At 65.2% G+C, this 22,066-nt stretch carries 17 protein-coding genes; 12 read left to right on the top strand and 5 right to left on the bottom strand.

The genetic code is table 11. The annotated features are described in order from the left end of the window. Positions 1–223 precede the first annotated feature (223 nt). From DL891_RS01650 to DL891_RS01620, 7 genes are all read left to right on the top strand, one after another. A complete protein-coding gene (locus tag DL891_RS01650; protein WP_111718657.1) occupies positions 224–1,468 on the top strand; it encodes an NAD(P)/FAD-dependent oxidoreductase in 1,245 nt (414 codons plus the stop codon). A 9-nt stretch (positions 1,469–1,477) separates the two neighbouring features. Next, on the top strand, positions 1,478–3,661 hold the full coding sequence (pta, locus tag DL891_RS01645; RefSeq protein ID WP_111718656.1) for a phosphate acetyltransferase: 2,184 nt from the start codon (positions 1,478–1,480) through the stop codon (positions 3,659–3,661). After that, a complete protein-coding gene (locus DL891_RS01640; protein ID WP_111718655.1) occupies positions 3,658–4,971 on the top strand; it encodes an acetate/propionate family kinase in 1,314 nt (437 codons plus the stop codon). Before pta ends, DL891_RS01640 begins: the two co-directional genes overlap by 4 nt. Positions 4,972–4,974: 3 nt before the next feature. Continuing rightward, a complete protein-coding gene (locus DL891_RS01635; RefSeq protein WP_111718654.1) occupies positions 4,975–7,422 on the top strand; it encodes a DNA polymerase III subunit gamma and tau in 2,448 nt (815 codons plus the stop codon). 3 nt (positions 7,423–7,425) lie between these two features. Further along, the gene (recR, locus tag DL891_RS01630; RefSeq protein ID WP_111718653.1) at positions 7,426–8,022 is read left to right on the top strand and encodes a recombination mediator RecR; all 597 of its coding nucleotides are present in this window, start codon (positions 7,426–7,428) and stop codon (positions 8,020–8,022) included. Positions 8,023–8,128: 106 nt separating this feature from the next. After that, positions 8,129–9,418, top strand: a complete 1,290-nt coding sequence (locus tag DL891_RS01625) for an aspartate kinase (RefSeq protein WP_111718652.1) — start codon at positions 8,129–8,131, stop codon at positions 9,416–9,418. Between the two features lie 85 nt (positions 9,419–9,503). Further along, positions 9,504–10,589, top strand: coding sequence for an aspartate-semialdehyde dehydrogenase (locus tag DL891_RS01620; RefSeq protein ID WP_111718818.1), 1,086 nt, complete (start codon positions 9,504–9,506; stop codon positions 10,587–10,589). 24 nt (positions 10,590–10,613) lie between these two features. Here the strand turns inward: DL891_RS01620 and DL891_RS17245 are convergent, their stop codons facing one another. Then, complete coding sequence (locus tag DL891_RS17245) at positions 10,614–10,802, bottom strand: hypothetical protein (RefSeq protein WP_111718651.1); 189 nt, start codon at positions 10,800–10,802, stop codon at positions 10,614–10,616. Between the two features lie 150 nt (positions 10,803–10,952). On the opposite strand from DL891_RS17245, the gene DL891_RS01610 reads away from it, so the two are divergent. Together DL891_RS01610 and DL891_RS01605 are read left to right on the top strand one after the other, a co-directional pair. Beyond that, complete coding sequence (locus DL891_RS01610) at positions 10,953–11,426, top strand: Lrp/AsnC family transcriptional regulator (protein ID WP_111718650.1); 474 nt, start codon at positions 10,953–10,955, stop codon at positions 11,424–11,426. Positions 11,427–11,461: 35 nt separating this feature from the next. Then, positions 11,462–12,640 carry an MFS transporter gene (locus DL891_RS01605; protein ID WP_198668721.1) on the top strand — a complete coding sequence of 393 codons (1,179 nt, stop codon included), beginning with the start codon at positions 11,462–11,464 and terminating at the stop codon, positions 12,638–12,640. 79 nt (positions 12,641–12,719) lie between these two features. Here DL891_RS01605 and DL891_RS01600 read toward each other — a convergent pair whose 3' ends face one another. Further along, complete coding sequence (locus DL891_RS01600) at positions 12,720–13,220, bottom strand: MarR family winged helix-turn-helix transcriptional regulator (RefSeq protein ID WP_111718649.1); 501 nt, start codon at positions 13,218–13,220, stop codon at positions 12,720–12,722. Between the two features lie 106 nt (positions 13,221–13,326). Here DL891_RS01600 and DL891_RS01595 point away from each other — a divergent pair, with 106 nt between their 5' ends. Together DL891_RS01595 and DL891_RS01590 are read left to right on the top strand one after the other, a co-directional pair. Next, positions 13,327–14,316: an EamA family transporter gene (locus DL891_RS01595; RefSeq protein ID WP_232818952.1), complete on the top strand. Its 990-nt coding sequence runs from the start codon at positions 13,327–13,329 to the stop codon at positions 14,314–14,316. A gap of 313 nt (positions 14,317–14,629) precedes the next feature. After that, on the top strand, positions 14,630–16,054 hold the full coding sequence (locus DL891_RS01590) for an aldehyde dehydrogenase family protein (RefSeq protein ID WP_111718648.1): 1,425 nt from the start codon (positions 14,630–14,632) through the stop codon (positions 16,052–16,054). Positions 16,055–16,164: 110 nt separating this feature from the next. Here the strand turns inward: DL891_RS01590 and DL891_RS01585 are convergent, their stop codons facing one another. After that, entirely contained in the window at positions 16,165–17,676 is a 1,512-nt protein-coding gene (locus DL891_RS01585; RefSeq protein ID WP_255563063.1) for a fumarylacetoacetate hydrolase family protein, read from the bottom strand. A 109-nt stretch (positions 17,677–17,785) separates the two neighbouring features. Continuing rightward, positions 17,786–19,126 carry an NAD(P)/FAD-dependent oxidoreductase gene (locus DL891_RS01580; protein WP_111718646.1) on the bottom strand — a complete coding sequence of 447 codons (1,341 nt, stop codon included), beginning with the start codon at positions 19,124–19,126 and terminating at the stop codon, positions 17,786–17,788. Positions 19,127–19,436: 310 nt separating this feature from the next. Here DL891_RS01580 and DL891_RS01575 point away from each other — a divergent pair, with 310 nt between their 5' ends. After that, positions 19,437–20,978 carry an APC family permease gene (locus DL891_RS01575; RefSeq protein WP_111718645.1) on the top strand — a complete coding sequence of 514 codons (1,542 nt, stop codon included), beginning with the start codon at positions 19,437–19,439 and terminating at the stop codon, positions 20,976–20,978. Between the two features lie 78 nt (positions 20,979–21,056). On the opposite strand, the gene DL891_RS01570 is transcribed toward DL891_RS01575, so the two are convergent. Beyond that, positions 21,057–22,028, bottom strand: coding sequence for a helix-turn-helix domain-containing protein (locus DL891_RS01570; protein ID WP_111718644.1), 972 nt, complete (start codon positions 22,026–22,028; stop codon positions 21,057–21,059). Positions 22,029–22,066: the final 38 nt, after the last annotated feature.

The raw sequence follows: 22,066 nt of genomic DNA, 5'->3' as shown, positions 1-22,066 counted from the left end.
GGCTGTGTTTCTGCGCGGGGTGCGTGGGGAGTCCTTGTTCGCTGCGCGGGGCAGCACGGGCAACCGGGGCAGCACGTGTGACCGGGGCAGCACGTGTGACCGGGGCCGTGCCTTTTGGGCGGAATGCACGGGGAGGTTTTTCCGTTAGGGCTTTGTGAGAGTAGTTTCCACTTCTCACTTCTTCTGAGGTGGTGCTACAAAGGCTCCATCGAAGGAGGAGATCGTGGCGACTGACCAAGTATTTGTCGTTGTCGGCGCCGGGCAAGCCGGCGGCACCGCTGTCCAGACATTGCGTGGCGAAGGGTTCGACGGCCGGATCGTGCTCGTGGGAGCGGAACGCCACCTGCCCTACGAACGTCCACCCCTGTCGAAGTCTTACTTGAAGGGTGAAGGCTGGCTCTCGGAAGAATCGCTGCGGGATCAACAGTGGTACGACACGCACCGGGTGGAGCTTCGACTGGGAGCGCGCGCGTCATCGGTGCACCGTGCCGATCACGAGATCACTCTCGACGACCAGACCACGCTCGGCTACGACAAGCTCCTGATTGCCACTGGTTCGAACCCGCGGCGGCTGAACGTGCCCGGCGCGCATCTGCCTGGCGTGCACTATCTGCGAACTCTGGAAGACTCCGAAGCGCTGGGTGCCGCCCTGAGCGGCGCACCGAACGTGGTCGTGGTCGGGGCGGGCTGGATCGGTCTCGAAACGGCCGCGGCTGCGCGTGCCAAGGGTTGCCGGGTCACGGTGATCGGCCCCGGGAAAGTTCCGCTGCAGGCTTCCATGGGCACCCGACTTGGTGGGTATTTCGCAGACCTGCATAGACGCCATGGTGTCGAGTTCCAACTGGGGCGGCGTGTCTCCGGCTTTCAGGGAATCAACAAGGTGACGTCGGTCGTCACCGACGACGGTGGTGAGTTTCCTGCCGACGTCGTGATCGCCGGGGTCGGGGTCAGCCCCGAGGTCGGATTGTTCGACGACGGGATGCTCGCCGATGACGGTGGGGTGCGTGTCGACCCACAGATGCGAACCGACGACCCGGATGTTTTTGCCGCCGGCGACATCGCCAGTGTCGCGAATCCGCTCTACGGCCGACGGCTGCGGGTAGAGCATTGGGCAAACGCGCTGATGGACGGCCGGATCGCTGCGCAATCGATGTTGGGGCGAGTTTCTGAGTTCGACCCGGCGCCGTTCTTCTTCACCGATCAGTACGACGTCGCCATGGAGTACGCCGGGTGGATAGATGCCAGAACTGCCGACGACCCGGTGATCCGCGGCGACCTCGCCGCAGATGTGTTCCATGCCTTCTGGGTCGTTGACGACGTGGTTGTCGCCGGCATGCACGTCAACGCCTGGGATGAGGGCATCACGCCGGTTCAAGACCTGATCCGCTCCCGAATTCGGGTGAACGCGGCAGAGCTTGCCGATTCAACCGTGCCGCTCGCGCAATTGGTGGAGACGCTACAGCGATAGCCTTGGGGGGTGGCACGCAGCGTCTACATCACATCAGCCGAGGGCAATTCCGGGAAGTCGACGGTAGCGCTGGGGGTGATCGACCAACTCAGCCGGGCAGTGACGAGGGTGGGGGTCTTCCGTCCGGTCGCCCGCTCGGTCGATGCCCCGGACTATGTGCTCGAAATGATGCTGGCACACGACGGTGTCGATACAACAGAAGGTTCACCCAACCGCCTCGACTACGACATGTGCGTCGGCGTCAGCTATGACGATGTGCACTCCGACCCGGATGCCGCACTGTCGCGCATCGTGGAACGCTATAAGGCGGTCGAGGCCGTGAGTGACGTGGTGGTGATCGTCGGCTCCGACTACACCGACGTGGGCAGCCCGACCGAACTCTCCTACAATGCCCGCGTGGCCGCGAACCTGGGCGCGCCGGTGCTGCTGGTGCTGGGCGGCAGGGTCGGCCCCGGGCGCGGGCAGCAATTGGGACAGGCGGATGCCCGCACGCCCGGAGACCTCCGGCAGTTGATGGATCTGGCCATGGTGGAACTGGTGCACGCGCACGCCACCCTGCTGGCCGTGATCGTGAACCGAGCCGACACGGAACGGCTCGACCAGATCTCGAGCGAGGTGGCCGCGGTGATCCCGGGTCTCGGCAAGGCGGTGTGGACCATCCCCGAGGATCCAATGCTGGTCGCGCCCAGCATGGGCACGCTGCTCGAAGCCGTCGACGGAACCCTGATCGCCGGCGACCCGTCTTTGCTCGAGCGCGAGGCGGTCGCCGTCGTCGTTGCCGGCATGTCGATGGTCAACGTGCTCGCGCGACTGATCCAGGACTCGGTGCTCATCGTGGCCGCCGACCGCACCGAGGTGCTGTTGGCCGTACTGCTCGCGGAACAGTCGGGCACATTCCCATCGATCTCGGGCGTGATCGTCAACGGCGGATTCGAGCTTCCGGAACCGATTCAGCGCCTGATATCAGGGCTGAACGTGCCGCGGCCAGTGATCGCAACCGATCTCGGCACCTACGACACGGCGATGCGAGTCACACGAGCCCGTGCGCGGCTGGCCGCCGACAACACGGGCAAATACCGTCGGGCGCTCACCCTGTTCGCCGACCACGTTGACGGGCAGAACCTGGTCGACCGGCTGAACCTGAGCAACTCGGTGGTGATCACGCCACTCATGTTCGAATACTCACTGATCGAGCGGGCTCGTCTGGCCGCGCGTCACATCGTGCTGCCCGAGGGCGAAGACGACCGCATCCTCACCGCGGCCCACATCATTCTCGACCGGCGGGTGGCGAGACTGACCCTGCTGGGTGATGAGGAGGAGATCCGTTGCCGAGCGGAACAACTCGGCCTGTCGATCGCGGATGCCCAGATCATCAGCCCGTCAGACCCCGAGTTGAGCGCTCGGTTCGCCAAGGAATACCAACGGCTGCGGGCACACAAGGGGATCACCTATGCCGATGCCCTCGCCCAGATCGTCGACCCGTCGTATTTCGGCACCATGATGGTGCATCTCGGGCTTGCCGACGGCATGGTCTCGGGCGCGGCCCACACGACCGCGCACACGATCCGGCCGGGATTCGAGATCATCAAGACCAGACCCGGGGTGTCGGTGGTCTCCAGCGTGTTTCTGATGGCGCTCGCCGATCGAGTACTCGTCTACGGCGACTGCGCCGTGATTCCCGACCCCACCGCCGACCAACTGGCTGACATCGCCATCTCGTCGTCGGCCACTGCCGCCCAGTTCGGCATCGAGCCGCGCATCGCCATGCTCTCCTACTCGACCGGCGCGAGTGGGGCCGGCGCGGACGTGGAGAAGGTGCGCGAAGCCACCGCGCTGGTGCGGGAACGCCGGCCCGACCTCGCGGTGGACGGGCCCATTCAGTACGACGCCGCCGCCGACGTCGCGGTCGCCGCCGCGAAGGTTCCGGAGTCGCAGATCGCCGGCCGGGCGACCGTGTTCATCTTTCCCGACTTGAACACCGGCAACAACACCTACAAGGCAGTGCAGCGCAGTGCCGGTGCCGTGGCGATCGGACCGGTGCTGCAGGGCCTGAACAAACCGATCAACGACCTGTCCCGGGGGGCCCTCGTGCAAGACATCGTCAACACCGTCGCGATCACGGCGATCCAAGCCGCAAGGCCGACCGCGACGCCAGCCGTGCCACCTGCCGCAGCCACTTCAGTGTCGTCATGAGATCGATCCTCGTCGTCAACTGTGGATCCTCCTCGATCAAATACCAATTGATCGACGCCGCCGACGAACGGATGCTCGCCACCGGCCTGATTGAACGCATCGGTGAGAACATCGGTCTCAGCCGGCACCGATCTGCCACTGAGGCGGCCACCACTGAGGCGGCCACCACTGAGGCGGCCACCACTGAGGCCGGCGCCACTGAGGCGGCCACTGTGACGGCGGATGAAGCCGTGGAGCATGTCTCACGGTTGCCGATCGCCGACCATACTGCGGGGTTCGCGGCAATGTTGGCGGCATTCCGCAAGCACGGTCCTGACCTCGACCAGATGCCACCCGTCGCCATCGGCCACAGGGTCGTTCACGGGGGGGAGCGCTTTGTCGAACCCACTCTGATCGACGAGCGGGTGCGGCGTGAGATCGACCTTCTCAGCTCGTTGGCCCCACTGCACAACCCGCCCAACCTGGCCGGGATCCACGCGGCGCAGGTCACCTTCCCGAACCTCCCCCATGTGGCGGTCTTTGACACCGCCTTTCATCACTCGCTGTCTCCGGCCGCCTATTCCTATGCGATCGACGCCCGATTGGCCGCCGACCACGGGGTGCGTCGTTACGGGTTCCATGGCACCAGCCACAAATTCGTGTCGGAAGCTGCGGCTGCGTTCCTCGACCGGTCGTTGGAGCAGACGAATACGATCGTTCTGCATCTCGGAAACGGCGCTTCGGCCTGCGCGGTCAAAGGCGGACGATCGGTGGAGACCTCGATGGGGATGACCCCGTTGGAAGGCCTCGTGATGGGTACCCGCTCGGGCGACATCGACCCGGCGGTGCTGTTCCACCTGCACCGCAAGGCGGGGCTCGGCATCGAACAACTCGACACCCTGCTCAACAGGTCGAGCGGCCTGCTGGGGATGGCCGGCACCGGTGACATGCGCGACGTCCTGGCGGCGGCAGCTGTGGGAGACCCCGCTGCGGTGAACGCGCTTGAGGTGTACCTGCACCGGCTGAAGGCCTATGTCGGCGCGTACTATGCGCAGTTGGGCCGGGTGGACGCGATCGTGTTCACCGCCGGGGTGGGTGAGAACAACGCCTTGATCCGCGGCCGGGCGTTGGCCGGGCTGGAAAGCCTGGGCGTCCGTATCGACAGCAGACGCAACGAAGACGCATCCCGGGAGATCCGACGAATCTCTGCAGATGACTCCGCGGTCGCCGTTCTGGTGGTCCCCACGAACGAGGAATTGGAGATCGCCCGGCAGACGCTGTCGGTGGTCGAGGCCCCGGGGCGCGCTGTCAGTGACCCCGGCTACGATTGACTCGTGGTTACAGCCCTTTATCGCCGGTACCGGCCAGAGACGTTCGCCGAGATGATCGGCCAGTCGCAGGTGACCGATCCGCTGATGACCGCACTGCGCACCAATCGGGTCAATCACGCCTACCTGTTCAGCGGGCCTCGCGGGTGCGGCAAGACGACATCGGCGCGTATTCTCGCCCGCTGCCTGAACTGTGTCGAGGGGCCAACCGATACGCCGTGCGGTGTGTGCCCCAGTTGTATCGAGCTCAGCCGTGACGGCGGGGGCTCTCTCGATGTGGTCGAGATCGATGCCGCCAGCCACAACGGGGTCGACGACGCGCGGGACATCCGCGAGCGCGCCGTGTTCGCGCCCGCCCGCGACCGTTACAAGATCTTCATCCTCGACGAGGCGCACATGGTCACCCCGCAGGGTTTCAACGCCCTGCTGAAGATTGTTGAAGAGCCACCCGAGCACATCAAGTTCATCTTCGCCACCACCGAGCCCGACAAGGTGATCGGCACCATCCGCTCACGCACGCATCATTACCCGTTCCGGCTCGTGCCGCCCGCGCAGATGCTCGACTACGTGCAGTTGATGTGCGACAACGAGAAGATGAGCGTGGCTCCCGGGGTGCTTCCGCTGGTGGTGCGGGCCGGCGGCGGTTCGCCACGTGACACGCTGTCACTGCTCGACCAGTTGATCGCCGGCTCCGACGCAGACAGCGTCAGCTACGAACGGGCAGTCGCCCTGCTCGGTTACACGCACGCGGCGCTGCTTGACGAGGTGGTCGAGGCGATCGGCATGCGTGATTCCGCTGCGGCGTTCGGCGCCGTTGACCGCGTGATCCAGACCGGGCAGGATCCCCGTCGTTTCGTCGAGGATCTGCTCGAGCGTCTGCGCGACCTGATTGTCGTGGCCGCCACCAACGAGAACGCCAGTGTGGTTCTGCGCGGCATTCCCCAAGACGCATTGGATCGGATGGCGAGCCAGGCCTCGTCGTTCGGCCAAGCGGCGCTGTCTCGCACCGCAGACATCGTCAACGCCGCGCTCACGGAGATGACCGGGGCCACCTCCCCGAGGCTGCACCTCGAACTGATGATCGCCCGCACGCTGATCAGCTCGCACGACACCTCCGAACAGGGTCTCGCCGCCCGGTTGGAGCGTCTGGAGCGCAGGATCGGGGTCGTTGACGGCCCCGCCGCCGATCGCCGCACCGCAACCTCAGTTGCAGACCCCGACTCAGTTTCTGCCGCACCGACGCAGGCCGCCCCGGTGACGACCGGCGCCACACGATCTGCTCCGGCGGCAGGGCCCGCCGCTGCCCCAGCGGCCATGAGCGCTTCCGCCGCGAGCGCTTCCGCCACGACCGCACCGACCGAAACTCCGTCGGCGGATGCGCCCTCTGCCAAGGTTGCGTCTGCGGAAGCCACGCCTGCCCCGGCGGCTGCGGCCACTTCGGTCGGCCCCGTGACGGTTCAACAATTGAGGGACGCCTGGCCCCAGGTTCTCGAAGTCGTGCAGAAGTCCAAGCGCGGCGCGTGGATGGTGTTGTCGACGGCGCACGTGCGCGAGCTGCGTGAATCGGATGTGCTCGTTCTCGCGTTCCCCAGCCAGCGCGACGTCGAGGGCCTCAAACAGCGCTCGAAGCCGGGCGAGGGGATCGGCGACCTGCTCAAGGCGGCGGTGCAGCAGGTTCTCGGCTTCCAGCCGAAACTTGTCGCCGTCGTCGACGGCGATGTTTCAGCCGCCGCTTCTGCGGCCGCCGTTCCCACGGCTGAGCAGGATTCCCCGGCCACCGATGCCAAGGCTGAAATGCCGAAGGCTCTCGTGCCGCCCATCCAGCAGGCACACCCACAACCCGCAACCGGTGCCCCATCGGCGGGTGCCTCAACAGAGGCCACGCCCGCAGGGGGATTACGCACCCAGACAATGGCCAGTTGGGACGTGGTGGCGATACCCCAGCCGGGCTCCGCACAGTCCGACGCCGCACAAACCGAATCAGCGCGGCCGCAGACTCCATCGGTGGCAACAACCCCGACAGAATCGATGCCACCAGAAGCTCGAACTGAACCGAAAGCATCGGGAAACCCCCGAGACTCGTCTCGGCCAGCACCGTCACCGGCCGAAGCTGACGACGCCTGGCCGGTCTCGGATGACGACGCCCCGTACGAGCCCTGGGCAGACAACCCCGGTGACCAGGCACACGCTTCAACGCACAAGGTGACCGAGGCGCCGAAGGCTGCAGCACCAGCACCAGCACCAGCACCAGCACCGGTTTCAGCCGCTCAGGCGGCACCAGCTGCTGACCAGGCATCCGATCGGGCGGTGAATCCCGCCCCGAGCGCCCAACGGCAGCGGTATGGGGAGTCAGTGGTGCGCGAGATCCTGGGCGCGACCTTCCTCGAGGAACAGACGGTCGAACGTGACCAGGCAGACCGGGGATTCACCGGTTTCGGCCCCGGAGGAGGGTAACCGATGTACGAGGGGATCGTTCAGGAACTGATTGACGAGTTGGGCAGACTGCCCGGCATCGGGCCCAAATCGGCCCAGCGCATTGCGTTCCACATTCTGCAGACCAAGAATTTCGATGTCACCCGGCTCGCCGAGGTGCTGATCGAGGTGCGCGACAAGGTACGCTTCTGCTCCATCTGCGGAAACGTCTGCGAACAGGAGACCTGTACGATCTGCCGTGACCCACGGCGCGACCCCAGCCTGATCTGTGTCGTGGAAGAGGCCAAAGACGTCGTGGCGATCGAGCGCACCCGCGAGTTCCGCGGACTGTACCACGTACTCGGAGGGGCGATCAGCCCGATCGAGGGAATCGGCCCCGACGACCTCCGCATCCGAGAATTGATGCAGCGTCTGGCCAACGGCACGGTTTCCGAGGTGATCATCGCGACCGATCCCAACCTCGAGGGCGAGGCAACCGCCGCCTATCTGTCCAGGCTGCTCAGTACGATCGGGCTCACTGTCAGCAGGCTTGCTTCGGGGCTCCCGGTCGGCGGCGACCTGGAATATGCCGACGAGGTGACTCTTGGGCGTGCGTTCGAGGGGCGCCGCGTCGTCACCTGACCACTACCTCCAGCGGGCCACACGGCGGCAATCGGTGATTCCGGTCTCTCAGTCACACTCTAGAATGAGACATCGATGACACTGGAACGATTCGGGAGTTTGTCAAGTGGGCTTGATCGTGCAGAAGTATGGCGGATCATCGCTGAGTGATGCCGAAAGCATCAAACGCGTTGCGAAGCGAATCGTTGACACGCACCGATCTGGTAACGAAGTTGTCGTCGCGGTGTCGGCCATGGGGGACAGCACCGATGAGCTGCTGGACCTGGCGCATGAGGTGGCTCCGATTCCAGCCCCGCGGGAACTCGACATGCTGCTGACCGCGGGGGAGCGCATCTCGATGGCGCTGCTCGCCATGACCATCAAGAGCATGGGCTACGACGCCCGGTCGTTCACCGGCAGCCAGGCGGGCATGATCACGGATGCGCGCCATGGCTCGGCACGTATCGTCGACGTGACACCGGTGCGCGTTCGAGAGGCGCTCGATGAAGGCGCGATCGTCATTGTGGCCGGCTTTCAGGGTTTCAGCAGGGATACCAAGGACATCACGACGCTCGGGCGCGGCGGGTCCGATACCACGGCGGTGGCAATGGCCGCCGCCCTCAACGCAGAGATCTGCGAGATCTACACCGACGTAGACGGAATCTTCACGGCCGACCCGCGCATGGTGCCGCGCGCCAGCAAGATAGAGCGCATCACGAGCGAGGAGATGCTCGAACTCGCCGCGGCGGGGGCGAAGATTCTTTATATACGGGCAGTGGAATATGCCAGGAGGCACGGGGTCACGCTGCGTGTTCGATCGTCGTACAGCAATGACGAGGGAACACTCGTCTATGACCCAGACGTGTTGCAGGCTACAAGTGGAAGTGGTGAGGGCCAGATGGAAGAACCGATTGTCGTCGGTATCGCGACCGATCTGAACGAGGCGAAGATCACCGTGCTCGAATTGCCGGATATTCCGGGCAAGGCTGCGGCCGTCTTCGACGCGGTGGCCCGCACGAACGTGAATATTGACATGATCGTGCAGAACGTCTCCGGCTCGAAGACCGGCACGGTCGACATCTCCTTCACCCTGCCGACCGACGACGGCCAGACGGTGCTGACCGCATTGACCGCTGCGCAGGAGGAAATCGGGTTCCGGAGACTGCAGTACGACGACCAGATCGCGAAACTCGCGGTGGTCGGGGCAGGAATGCGCGTGAACGCCGGGGTCTCAGCGAAGTTGTTCAGCGCGCTCGCCGGCGCCGGCATTAACATTGAGATGATCTCGACGAGTGAGATCCGCATTTCGGTGGTCACGAGGGCCGACATGATCAACGAGGCGATTCGGGCCGTGCACACGGCGTTCGGACTCGACTCCGACGTCGAGGCAATCGTGCACGGCGGTACGGGGCGCTAGCCGCCGACACAAGACAACCGGGCGCGACGCTCGTCAGTCGCGACACCCATCGAGCACGAGCAGTTAGGGATTTTCAGTGAGCCACGTGAACCATTCCGTCGGAGTGAACATCGCCATTGTCGGTGCCACCGGCCAGGTCGGCGAGGTGATGCGCAGCCTCTTGGCTGAGCGGGAGTTCCCAGTGGCAAGTATTCGATACTTCGCCTCAAAACGGTCGGCCGGGTCGGTGCTTGACTACCGGGGCCAGGCAGTCACGGTCGAGGATTCGGCGACGGCTGATGTCACCGGGATCGACATCGCACTGTTCTCGGCGGGCGGTGACACGTCTCGCGCGCAGGCGGAGAGGTTTGCCGCAGCCGGCGCTGTGGTGATCGACAACTCCAGCGCGTGGCGCCTCGACCCCGATGTGCCGCTCGTGGTGAGCGAAGTGAACCCCCACGCGATCGCCCGGGCGACCGGCCCCGGAGGCAAACGCATCATCGCGAATCCGAACTGCACCACCATGGCTGCCATGCCCGCGCTCAAGGCACTGAGCGTCGAGGCCGGGCTGAGCCGGCTGATCATCAGCACGTTCCAAGCCGTCTCGGGCAGCGGTCTGGCCGGCGCCAGGGAACTGTCCTCACAGACTCGCGCCGCCATTGACGGTGGTGACCTGATGCCGCTCGTGCGCGACGGAGCCGGTGTCGATACTCCCGAGCCGGCTGTGTACCGCCGCCCGATCGCGTTCAATGTGGTGCCGCTGGCCGGCTCGATCGTCGACGACGGCACGTTCGAGACCGATGAGGAGCAGAAGTTGCGCAACGAGAGCCGCAAAATCCTCGAGTTGCCCGAACTGCAGGTCAGCGGAACCTGTGTGCGGGTTCCCGTCTTCACCGGGCACTCCCTGTCGATCAATGCCGAGTTCGACCGGCCGCTCTCGGTGGCGCGTGCCACGGAGATTCTTTCGTCGGCTCCCGGAGTCGAACTGAGCGAGATCCCGACCCCCAGGCAGGCCGCCGGGGCCGACCCGAGCTTTGTCGGTCGCATCCGCCAGGACCCGGGTGTTCCAGACGGGCGCGGGTTGGCACTGTTCATCTCGAGCGACAACCTGCGCAAGGGGGCCGCCCTGAACACCGTGCAGATCGCAGAGCTGGTCGCCGCGGACCTGCTGGCCAGGGTGGCCACCGCCTGAGCCGCCGCCCACCCTGGGTCCGGCTCACGGGTCATCCCAGTTCGTGCTGTCGAGAGTGCAGTTGTCCCTTTCGTCGAGAGTGCAGTAGTTTCTTTCGTCGAGAGTGCAGTACTTCCTTTCGTCGAGAGTGCAGTTGTCCCTTTCGTCGAGAGTGCGGTTGTCCCTTTCGTCGAGAGTGCAGTCGTTGGGGAAATACTTGTGGGATAACCCCATCTACTCACCTCTCGGCGGCTGAATGTGGTGAGTGCGGGTGGAGGCGTGCGGGGCCGAGCAAGTGGAGCGTCGACGAGTGCGGGGCCGAGCAGAAGGGAACGGTAGCGGTTACACGGCCGCAATACACTGGAGGAGACAGGAGGGCGGGCCATGGCGATCGACGAGCTTGACGCCCGGCTGATCGACCTGCTCACCACCGAGCCCAGACTCGGGGTGTTCGAGCTCTCCAGAAGGCTGGGTGTGGCCCGTGGAACGGCTCAGGCCCGGCTCGACCGCCTGCTGAAGAACGGGGTCATCAAAGACTTCGCGCCAACCATAGACCCGGCCGGTCTCGGCTACCCGGTGATGGCATTCATCACCGCCGAGATCTCCCAGGGTGAGCGCGACCTGCAGGTGATCGAGCATCTGGCGGGCATCCCGGAGGTGCTCGAGGCGCATACCATCACCGGCCCCGGCGACCTCTTGCTGCGGGTCGTCGCCACATCCAACAGCGACCTGCAACGAGTGATCGACCAGGTGGTCAGCGACACCCGGGTCACCAGAACCTCCACCGTCATCGTGTTGGACTCCCAGATCCCCGCGCGCGCCCTCCCCCTGGTGTGGGCGGCCACCAGCAGCGAATGAGTGCCGCCCGGGTGAATCGGCGCGGGGTCGCGCTGATGAGCTCGGCGCATGTGGTCGACGACCTCTATCAGGGTGTGGTGCCCGCGCTGTTGCCGTTCCTGGTTGCCGAGAGAAACTACAGCTACGCCGCTGTGGCCGGCCTCACCCTTGCAGCCACCGTGCTCTCGTCGGTGGCGCAGCCCGCGTTCGGCTGGTTGGGTGATCGCCGGCCACGGCGCTGGATGATTCCGGTCGGAATGCTCATCGCGGCGGTCGGGGTGGGCCTGGTCGGGCTGATGGGCGACTACGTCACCACCTGGTTGCTGATCGCGGTGTCGGGGCTCGGGGTGGCCGCGTTCCACCCGGAGGCAGCGCGAGCGGCCAGGCAGGCATCGGGCGACAGCAACCGGGCAATGAGTGTGTTCGCGCTCGGCGGTAATATCGGGTTCGCCCTCGGCGCGTTGATCGCGACCCCGTTGCTGCTGGCGACCGGGCTGCGAGGCACCGTGCTGCTGATCATCCCTGCGATTGTGATGGCAGGCATTCTGGTGCTGCGCCTCGGAACTGTTCTCGACGGCCGGGCCGGCGCGAAGCGGCCGGTGCGGCTACCGAGTGGAACCGACAATTGGCCAGCATTCCTGCAGTTGACGGCGGTCGTCGTGGTGCGATCAATTCTCTTCTTCGGGCTCACCTCGTTCCTCGCCCTGTATTTCATCCACGAGCTCGGTGTCGACGTGGTGACCGGTGGCGCCGCACTGACCGTGTTCCTGCTCTCCGGGGCAGTGGGCACCCTCCTCGGCGGCTGGCTGGCCGACCGTGCGGGGCGGCTGCGCAGTATCAGGGTCGGATTCGTGCTCGCGATCCCGGCAGTGGCAGGCATCGTCCTGGCCCCGAACTGGCCGGTGGCGATGGGGTTCACGGTGCTCGCGGGGGTGGCGGTATTCATGCCGTTCGCGGTCTTCGTCATCCTCGGCCAGGATTACCTGCCGAATCGAATCGGCACGGCGAGCGGGGTGACTGTCGGGTTGGCGGTGACGGTCGGCGGGCTGTTCAGCCCGCTGCTCGGAGCAATCGCTGATGCCACCAGCCTGCGGGCGGCCCTGAGCATCCTGATCGGACTTCCCATCATCGCGCTGTTGCTCACCATCTCCTTGAAGGATCCGCGGCGCGAGCCGCGGCACCCGCGCCCAGGCGGAGCCGCCACTGCCGAAGCGGCGGACGAGGGCGTGCTCTGAATCGCGGTGACTCATGTTCTCTGGCACGGTGGCCACAACCTGAGGCCACAGCCCGTGACGGGGCGGAAGCCGAGCGCTGTCAGTCCGCGCCGAGAACACGGAGCCAGCGCTGGAGAATGGGTTCGAGAGCTGCGGCATCCGCTTTGCCGAGGTCGGCGAGCAGACGGTGTTCGTTTGCGATGTGGTCGGTGAAGGCGCCGTCGATGACTTTCCGGCCCGCCGTGGTCAGCCGCACAAGACGCCTGCGGGCGTCGCCCGGCGCGCCGGAGCGTGTGACCAGGCCGCGTTCCTCGAGCCGGTCGACGCGTTTGGTCAGTCCGCCGGTGGTCACCATCGTGTGCGTGGCGAGGTCACCGGCTGCGCGCTCATACGGGGGACCGGCGCGCCTCAGCGTCGCCAGCAGGTCGAACTCCGGCTCGCTCAGGCCGTGCTTCGAGTAGACGGCGTCCAGCTCCTTGCTCAGGGCCCGAGCGAGGCGGTGCAGCCGCCCGATCACTCCTTGGGGCGAAGGGTCGAGGTCTGGTCGCTCCCGACGCCATTCGGCCATGAGCTGGGCGACACGGTCAGCTGCGGTATCCATGGCTCGATCGTATCTTCCACGGAATCAGCGAGCATCCTCCGCGGAGACACTGAGCACTTTCCAGAGAAGTCGCAAATATCTTCCATGGAAGAGTAAGGTGTCTTCTATGGAAGATACTAAATGGCGCTGGGTGCTCATCACCGCGATCGCCCCGATCGCCTGGGGAAGCACCTACCTCGTGACCCGGCAGCTCCTGCCCGCGGATGCCCCACTCTGGGGCGGGGTGATCCGGTGCCTGCCCGCGGGTTTGCTGGTGTTGATCCTGGTTCGCCGTCTCCCTCGCGGATCGTGGTGGTGGCGCTCGTTCGTGCTCGGCGCGCTGACGGTGGGCGGACTCAACGTGCTGGTCTATGTCGTGGCGCAGCGATTGCCCACCAGCCTTGCGGCCACCCTCATGTCCACCTCGGCGGCGTTCATGATCGTGCTTTCTTGGTTGCTGTTGCGCCAGCGCCCGCGGGTGGCGGCGGTGCTCGGAGCGCTCGTCGGAATCGCCGGAGTCGTTGTGATGCTCGGGCCGAGCAGCGGACCCGTCGATCCGTGGGGAGTCGTGGCCTCAATCGGAGCGATGGCGTCGTCGACCCTCGGTTTCGTGCTGACGGTGAAGTGGGGGAAGGGCGTGTCGCCCCTGCCGATGACGGCGTGGCAACTGCTCGCCGGATCACTCGTGGTGCTCCCGTTCGCACTCATCGTGGAGGGCGCCCCGCCAGCACTCGACGCACCGGCAGTGGCCGGCTTCGCGTTTGTGATCGTCTTCGCGACAGCGGTGGCCTACGCAGCCTGGTTCGCAGGCCTCCGGAGGCTTCCTGCAAGCGTGGTGGGCGTGGTGGGCCTGCTCAACCCCGTGACCGGCGTCGTGCTGGGGGTGGCCATCGCAGCCGAGACATTCGGCCCCGGCCAGTTGGCGGGCCTCCTACTGGTGCTCGTCGGCGTGGTGATGGGTTCAATGGTGCCGAGGCGCCAGCGGGCGGCGCCGCGAACCGCCAGCCAGGCAGGGGACGAGCCGGGCCCGCGCGGGTTGGTGACCGGCGAACACCTGCCGTGCTCGGGACGTCGGCACGTTGCGGCCGGGGCTGCCCGTCGGCATCCGATTGGCTAGGTGCGATTGTTCGCTGTTGCCTGGGCCGAGATCGGCCACACGACTGGTTCGACCGGAAAGATCACAACGCCCGGAAAGTCCAGAAAGCCGAAAAAGGCAAGTACCGATATGAGCAGACTGCCGGGTTCGCCGTGGCTGACGCTGTTCACAGGTACTCGCCAGAACGATCGCTGGAAGACAGCGACGGTGCGCCCTGCGACAAGGCGGGATCTGTGACGTGACAGATAATTGGAGGACAGGGCCAGTTCGATGTGCTGGCAGAAACGTGCTGTCGCCGAGATGCGCCGTGGCAGAACCGAAGAAGGAGACTCCGATGTCCGATTCCACCCAGACCCTCGACGAGACGACGCTGCTGAACCGTGTGCAGGCCCCGGAAGGCGAGGGCCGAGAGATCCTCGACGCAGCGACCCGCGAGGCGATCGGCCGCGCTCCGGTTCAATCGGTCGCCGACCTCGACGACGCGATCGCCCGGGCGCGGGCGGCGCAGCCGGGGTGGGAGGCGCGTGGACACGAGGAACGCAGCGCACTGCTGATGAAGGCAGCAGACGCACTCGAGGCGAACGCCGAGGTGCTCGCGCGTCTGCTCTCACGCGAGCAGGGTAAGCCGTTGAACGGCCCGAACGCCCGTTTTGAGGTCGGCGCGTGCTCGGCGTGGTTGCGTGCCACTGCCTCAACACCGCTGGAGACACAAGTCGTCGTGGACGACGGAGAGGTCTATGCCGAACTGCATTACCGCGCTGTGGGGGTCGTTGGAGCGATCGGGCCCTGGAACTGGCCGATGATGATCTCGATCTGGCAGATCGCGCCATCACTGCGCATGGGCAACACCGTGGTCATCAAGCCCAGTGAGCACACACCGTTGAGTGTGTTGGCGATGCTGGCGATCATGAACGACGTACTGCCGACAGATGTTCTCATCGGGATCTCCGGCGACCGCGAGGTGGGAGCGAGGCTGTCGTCACACCCCGGCATCGACAAGGTGATGTTCACCGGATCCACGGCTACCGGCCGCAAGATCATCGAGGCTTCGGCGGGCAACCTCGCTCGCCTCACGCTGGAGCTCGGCGGAAACGATGCGGGCATCATCCTGCCGGGAACCGACCCGAAGGCGATCGCGCAGGATCTGTTCTGGGGTGCGTTCATCAACACCGGCCAGACCTGCGCGGCGCTCAAACGCCTGTACGTCCACGACTCGATCTACGACGATGTCGTCGACGCGCTCGCAGAGGTCGCCGCCCTGATGCCGATGGGCAACGGCCTGGACGAGAACAACGTGCTCGGCCCACTTCAGAACAAGGCCCAGTTCGACATCGTCAGCGGCCTGGTGGAGGACGCCAGGGCCAACGGGGGTCGGATTGTTACCGGGGGCGCGCCCGCGCCCGAACTCGGTGAATTGTTCTATCCGGTAACCCTGGTTGCGGATGTGACCGACGGCGTCGCCCTGGTCGATGAGGAGCAGTTCGGTCCGGTACTGCCGATCATCCGCTACCACGACGTGGACGATGCCGTCGCCAGTGCCAACGGTCTCGACGTCGGGCTCGGGGCGTCCGTGTGGGGCGACCGTGATGAGGCGCGAAGGGTGGCTGCTCGCATCCAGGCGGGAACCGTGTGGATCAACTCGCACGGCGGCGTGCACCCGATGATCCCGTTCGGCGGGGTGAAGGGCTCCGGGTATGGCCTCGAGTTCGGGGTCGAAGGACTCAAATCGGTGTCGGTGCCGCAGATCATCAACGGCTGAGAAGTTCAGAAAAGCTGCCCGTCGCGAGACGGGATGGCCCGGGCCTCATCCGCACGGGTCACGGGCCTTGGTCAGTGGCCCGGGTCAGTGGCTCGGCTCAGTGGCGTGGGTCAGCGGTCGCACCATTCCTGATATTTCGCCCGCCACTGGTTGTTCATCGGGTACAAACCGTCGATGCCAACGCCCGCGGCGACCTGTTCGGCGATGAACTGCTCCTGGCGCTCCTGCTCGATCGCATCGGAGACCAGCTCGTCAATCAGCCCGGGGGGAATCACCAACACGCCGTCCCCGTCACCGACGATCACGTCACCCGGTTGCACAGTGGCACCGCCGCAGGCGATCGTCAGGTCAGTGTCCCACGGCACGTGCCTGCGGCCGAGCACTGCCGGATGCGCGCCGGCGTGATACGTCGGCAGTCCTATGGCCGTCACGGCGTCGACGTCGCGCACGCCGCCATCGGTCACTATGCCGGCGGCTCCCCGTACCTGCGCGCGCAGGGCGAGGATGTCCCCGACGGTGCCGGTGCCGGTTTCGCCGCGGGCCTCCACGACCAGCACATCCCCCGGGCCAAGGGCATCGAAGGCACGCTTCTGCGCGTTGTAGCCGCCACCGTGGCTGGTGAACAGGTCTTCCCTGTTGGGCACGAAGCGCAGGGTATGGGCTCGCCCGACCAGCCGTTTGCCCGGTTGGGTGGGGCTGAGCCCGTCGATGGACACGTTGTTCAGGCCGCGCCGCCGCAATTGGGAGCTGAGGGTGGCCGTGCCCACACTGTTGATCTTCGCGACCAGCTCGTCGGTGAGCGCGAATGGCCTGTCCGCCTGTGTGTCAGGGGGCGTGCTCGTGGGCACAACGGGGATCGGAGCCGTGGCATCAACCCGGTGCCCCCAGGCGTCGGCCCGCTCCGACTCGCTCATCTTCGGCCGTGCGCCGTAGTAGCCGAGCTCGATGTTGCCCTGGGTGATGGTGTTGCGCAGCCGGCCGGTGGTCAGCTGCTCGGGGTGCCCCGGGGCATCCACCTCCACCTCGACCGTGTCGCCGGGCCGGGCGACCGAGGCCCCGGCCGGGGTGCCGGTCAGAATGATGTCGCCGGGCTCCAGCGTGATCAGCTGGGAGAGGTCGGCGATCAGCTGGGTGAACGGAAACAGCAGGGTGTCGGTGGTGTCGCACTGCACCAACTGGCCGTTCAACCAGGTGCGCACCCGCAACGCCTTCGGATCGATGTCGTCGGCCGACAGCACGTGCGGGCCGATCGGTGTGAAACCGTCGGCGCCCTTGGAGCGCAGGTTGGAGCCCTTGTCGGCGTAGCGCAGGTCGTACACGCCGAAGTCGTTCGAGGCGGTGACCCCGGCCACGACCTCCCACGCGTTCTCCGGGCTGACCCTCCGGGTCCTCTCGCCGATTATCAGGGCGATCTCGCCCTCGAATGCGAGCAGTTCACAACCAGCCGGTCGTTCCACGGCGCGGCCGGAACCGCTGAGCGAGGTGGTGGGTTTGAGAAAATAGCTCGGGAGTTCCGGGGTGCGCCCACGTTGTTCGGCCCGCGACGGGTAGTTGAGGTGCACCGCGATGATCTTCCCGGGGGAGACCTCGGCCAGGGCATCCATTCTTGAACTCTGAGTCACGTCGTGCTCCTCTGCAGGCCGCCCGAAAGCACCCGGCTAGCTGCCGATCGGGCGCTCCTGGCACGGTATACGAAAAGTTACATCCTTCACCGTACCGTCACTGCCCCGTTCAGCCCTGGTCAGACCACGTGTCGATCGTGTGAGCCGCGACGATTCCACTCTGGATGGCGCCATCGACGAAACTGTTCCATCCGGTCGAGTAGTCGGCGCCGGCGAAGACAAGTCTGGATGACGGCTCCAGAAAACCGCGCCAACCCCCGGTCAGCTGTCCAGTGCGCCAGGTTGCCCAAGTCTGCTGGGACCACTGATCAGCCACCCAGTCGTGCGAAGTGGTATCCAGAACCTCGATCTCTGGCACCCACTGGCGAAGCACCTCCTGGACGGCCGCAATATCTTCCGGGTCGACGGCACTCGCATCGGGCGCGAAGCCGACGAGAATCGTGCTGTCATCGTCAAGAAAATACTCGCTCTTCATCATCGCGATCGGATTCCCTGTCGGCGCGTAGGCCATGATCGAGTGCCGGCCGCGCACCTTCACCCAGATCTTGAGACCGGTGGAGTTCAGCCCCTGCTCGATCACCTCCCGGGTCGGTTCCGGCAATGCGGGTGCGAACTCGACCTGGCGAAGCGCCGTGATCGGCACCGTGACGACGATCGCATCTGCAGTGAGTTCGGTCCCATCAGAAAGCGTCGCAGTGACGCCATCGCTGCTGTGGTCGATGCGACTGACCTGGGTATTGAATCTGATGGGGCCGGGAATCTGGGAGGCGATGCCCTCATAGACTCCGCGCATGCCGTTCTTCAGCTTGTACAACAGTGTCAGGTCGTCCAAGTAGCTCAACCGGTTGTCGCTCAGGGCGACCCACCATTTCGCCATCATCGGTGAGGCCGATGCGGTGAAACCGTTGTAACCGGCCGACCAATAGGCGTCGACGAGATCAATCTGTTCCTGGCTGAACTCGCCACCGCGCACCGCATCGAGCACCGAGCCCTGGTCTGCTGCGAGGAAGGCCGCCTTGAGCTCATCGCTGGACTCCTCGGACTCGAGAACTCGGAACGGATCGTGCGGCCGGGGGAAGAGCGTGGCCGAATCCTGAAAGATGGCGGCCATCGGATCAGCCAACAACTGGTCGAGGTCGGCCAAGGTTCCCGACTTCAACTCGCCGCCTGTGATCCAGTAGACGGTCTCAGGCTTGGGGGACTCGATGATGTCCTGGCTGTAGCGCTGCATCTCGGCCCAGACGTAGGGCTGGCCCCAGTGAACCCAGCCGCCGCCCATTTCCAGGGGCATGCCCATTCGCTCATCCGTCCATGCGCGGCCGCCGATGCGATCACGCGCCTCCACGACGGTGACGTCATGGCCTCTCCACGCGAGCTCACGGGCTGCGACCAGGCCGGCGAAACCCGCACCGACGACAATGACTTTCCAGCCCGCTTCGTTGCGAACCATTCCAACACCTCGGTTTCATGACGTGTAGCTGTGTGCCTGCTTGTCCTACGCAAGTGAATCCATCATGACCGGTGATTCCGTGCGTGTCTTGTTGCCCAGTGCTGGCATCTTGTATGCGAGTGTAGAGCGCGATCGGACCGTGGCGCGGTGCACGCCCGGGGGCTCAGCCGTGCGTTGTTGGATCGGTGATGTGCAGTATGAGACAACCGCTGTGCAGTGCAGGCCAATCTTCTGGCCCCGAATCCGGCGATGATCAGGGGTGTCGGGTGGTCATTGATGAGCCCGTCGCCCCTACTCATAGGAGAGTCAGATGAGCGCAACAGTCAACGAGGGTTCTGAAACCCAGGCCGGGCCCGGCACCGGGCTCGGGACAGCAGATCGGGCCGGGGTCAGGAAGCTGGGCGTTCCCGGCGTGACCTTCATGATCATCGCAGCGTCAGCACCCCTGACCGTGGTCGCAGGGGGCGTGACAACTAACTTCGCGGTCAGCGGGGTGGTCGCGGTTCCCCTGTCTTTCATCGTGCTGGGCGGACTGCTTGCCGTCTTCGCGGTTGGCTACGCCGCGATGAGCCGCTACATCCGTAACGCCGGAGCCTTCTACGCGTATATCGCCCAAGGCATCGGTCGCCCAGTCGGGGTGGGCAGCAGCATTCTTGCGTTGATGAGTTACAACGCGATGCAGATCGGTATCTACGGGCTGTTCGGCTTCGCGTTGTCTTCGCTGGTGTTTTCGTTGTTCGGGGTGGCCATACCGTGGTGGATCTATGTGCTCGTGTGCATCGTGGTGGTCGGTCTATTCGGGGTGACCCGAATCAACCTGTCGGCGAGAATACTGGCGGTCTTCGTGGCTCTGGAATTCATCGTGGTCATCATCTACGACTTCATTGCGTTCATGGTGGCCCCTGAGGGAGTCGATGCGGTGGCCCTCGACCCGGCCAATTTCTTCGTGCCGGGTATCGGCGCCGTGTTCGTGTTCGGGATCGCGGCCTTCATGGGCTTCGAGTCTGCGGCGATCTACAGCGAGGAGTCCAAGGATCCGAAGAGAACCGTCGCCCGCGCGACGTTCACTGCCGTGGCCATCATGGGGATCTTCTACGCGTTCTCGGCGTGGGCGATGACCATCGGCACCGGGCCCAGCCAGATCATCGACGTGGCCCGTGAGCAGGGTCCTGACCTGATGTTCATCTTCCTCGAGACGCAACTCGGGGCAGTCTTCGCCGACCTCGCCCAGGTGTTGTTCGTGACCAGCCTGTTCGCGGCACTCGTGAGTTTTCACAACGCCGTGGCCCGCTACTTCTTCTCCCTGGGGAGGGAAGGTGTGATCTTCCGGCCCCTTGCGACCGTCAGGCGAAATGCCCCGATCGCGGGTTCGATGGCTCAGTCGGTCTTGGCTGCCGTGGTCATCATCGTGTTCGCCATTTCCGGGGCCGGGTCTGAACTCGGCGAACTGTTCCCCGTGCTGACCCTGTTCAGCTGGCTGACCAACGCGGGGGCCATGGGGCTGGTGTTGATGATGACGATCGTGTCTCTCGCGGTGATCGGCTATTTCCGCAGCAACAGGCGCGGCTATGGCGCCTGGACCACCGTGATCGCACCGGTGATCGCCTTTGCCGGGCTCGGCCTCACCCTCGTGCTCATCCTGATCAACTTCCATGTGTTACTGGACCAACCCACGATCGAAGGCACGACATTCATCCTGCCGGCCATCATCATCGTGCCGGGCCTGTTGGGGGTCGTGTGGGCCTACGTGCTGAAGAGCCGCAATCCTGGCGTCTACCAGAACATCGGACGCGGAGGGGATGATCCTGATGCGCTACTGGATGCACCGGATTCCGCGGACGAAATGCGGTAGCGCCGAGGTCGCCTGGGGCCAAGCCGCCAACAGCGGAATGGGTGGCGGCTGCCCGGGCTGTGGCAGGGGGCCGTCTGTTCAGGCCGCCCTGCTGCGCTCCCTCAGGGTGCTCGGGGATTCATGGAATGCGGCTTTGAAGACGCGGCTGAAGTGTGCGGCATCCACCAGTCCCCACCTGCTGGCGATCTGGGCGATCGAGTGGCCGGAAAGGACCGGATCGAGCAGGTCGCGGCGACAGTGCTCGAGGCGTCTGGTGCGGATCCACGCGGATACGCTCGTTTCCTCAGCGCTGAAGAGCGCGTGAAGGTGCCGGGTCGAAATGTGGTGTGCGGTGGCGATCTGAGTGGGATTGAGCTGGATTGTGGGAAGGTTCTCGTCGATATACGCACGGATTCCCTCCATCAACGCGTGATTCGGGTCGATCGTGCGTTTGAGGTCGAGCTGACCGGCGAACAGGGTCGTCACGAGGTCGAGCGCACCGTGGGCCAGCCTGGGACCGACGTTGCGCGACAACTGGTCGAGATTGTTCACCATTTGCTCGAGAAAAGGGGTGACCATTCCGGCGAGAGGATCCGCCGCAGACATGTGCACTGCTGTGAGCTGGCCGACCAGCGGGACAGGCAGATCGATCCGCTCCCTTGGGAACATGACCACCATGGTGCGAAACGTGTCCTCGAACACCAGGGAGTATGGACGGCTGGTGTCGTAGACGGCAAGATCACCCGGCTGAAGCAGCGCTTCCCGGCCGTCCTGGATCAGCAACCCCTTGCCGGACAGTTGCAGGTTGAGTTTGTAATACGCGCGGTCATCGGCAGCGATGAGGCCGGGGGTGCGCTCGACGACGTGCGTGCTGGCTCGCACATCGGAGATGTGCACCTCATCGACGATGCCGCTGCGGATGCTGCCGCGAAAATGCTCCGGTTGATCGCTCGACACCTTGAGGGGGAGGAAAGACTCGGACACCGCGACTTGAAAGTCGCTGAAATCACGCGCCACCAGCGTTTCGACACGGGCAGAACCTGGGCTCTGGTCGGCTGTGGCACGGGACATGGGGAACCACCTCGGGGAAGGGACAACGTCGTTTACGA

Source organism: Homoserinimonas sp. OAct 916 (genome assembly GCF_003260275.1).
Taxonomy (GTDB): Bacteria; Actinomycetota; Actinomycetes; order Actinomycetales; family Microbacteriaceae; genus OACT-916.
This window is presented reverse-complemented; position numbering and strand designations above follow the sequence as displayed.

Coding starts and splice junctions, on each gene's coding strand:
- DL891_RS01640 (WP_111718655.1), top strand. CDS start 3,658: ATGAGATCGATCCTCGTCGTCAACTGTGGATCCTCCTCGATCAAATAC.
- recR (WP_111718653.1), top strand. CDS start 7,426: ATGTACGAGGGGATCGTTCAGGAACTGATTGACGAGTTGGGCAGACTG.
- DL891_RS17245 (WP_111718651.1), bottom strand. CDS start 10,802: ATGGGGTTATCCCACAAGTATTTCCCCAACGACTGCACTCTCGACGAA.
- DL891_RS01610 (WP_111718650.1), top strand. CDS start 10,953: ATGGCGATCGACGAGCTTGACGCCCGGCTGATCGACCTGCTCACCACC.
- DL891_RS01605 (WP_198668721.1), top strand. CDS start 11,462: ATGAGCTCGGCGCATGTGGTCGACGACCTCTATCAGGGTGTGGTGCCC.
- DL891_RS01600 (WP_111718649.1), bottom strand. CDS start 13,220: ATGGATACCGCAGCTGACCGTGTCGCCCAGCTCATGGCCGAATGGCGT.
- DL891_RS01595 (WP_232818952.1), top strand. CDS start 13,327: ATGGAAGATACTAAATGGCGCTGGGTGCTCATCACCGCGATCGCCCCG.
- DL891_RS01590 (WP_111718648.1), top strand. CDS start 14,630: ATGTCCGATTCCACCCAGACCCTCGACGAGACGACGCTGCTGAACCGT.
- DL891_RS01580 (WP_111718646.1), bottom strand. CDS start 19,126: ATGGTTCGCAACGAAGCGGGCTGGAAAGTCATTGTCGTCGGTGCGGGT.
- DL891_RS01575 (WP_111718645.1), top strand. CDS start 19,437: ATGAGCGCAACAGTCAACGAGGGTTCTGAAACCCAGGCCGGGCCCGGC.
- DL891_RS01570 (WP_111718644.1), bottom strand. CDS start 22,028: ATGTCCCGTGCCACAGCCGACCAGAGCCCAGGTTCTGCCCGTGTCGAA.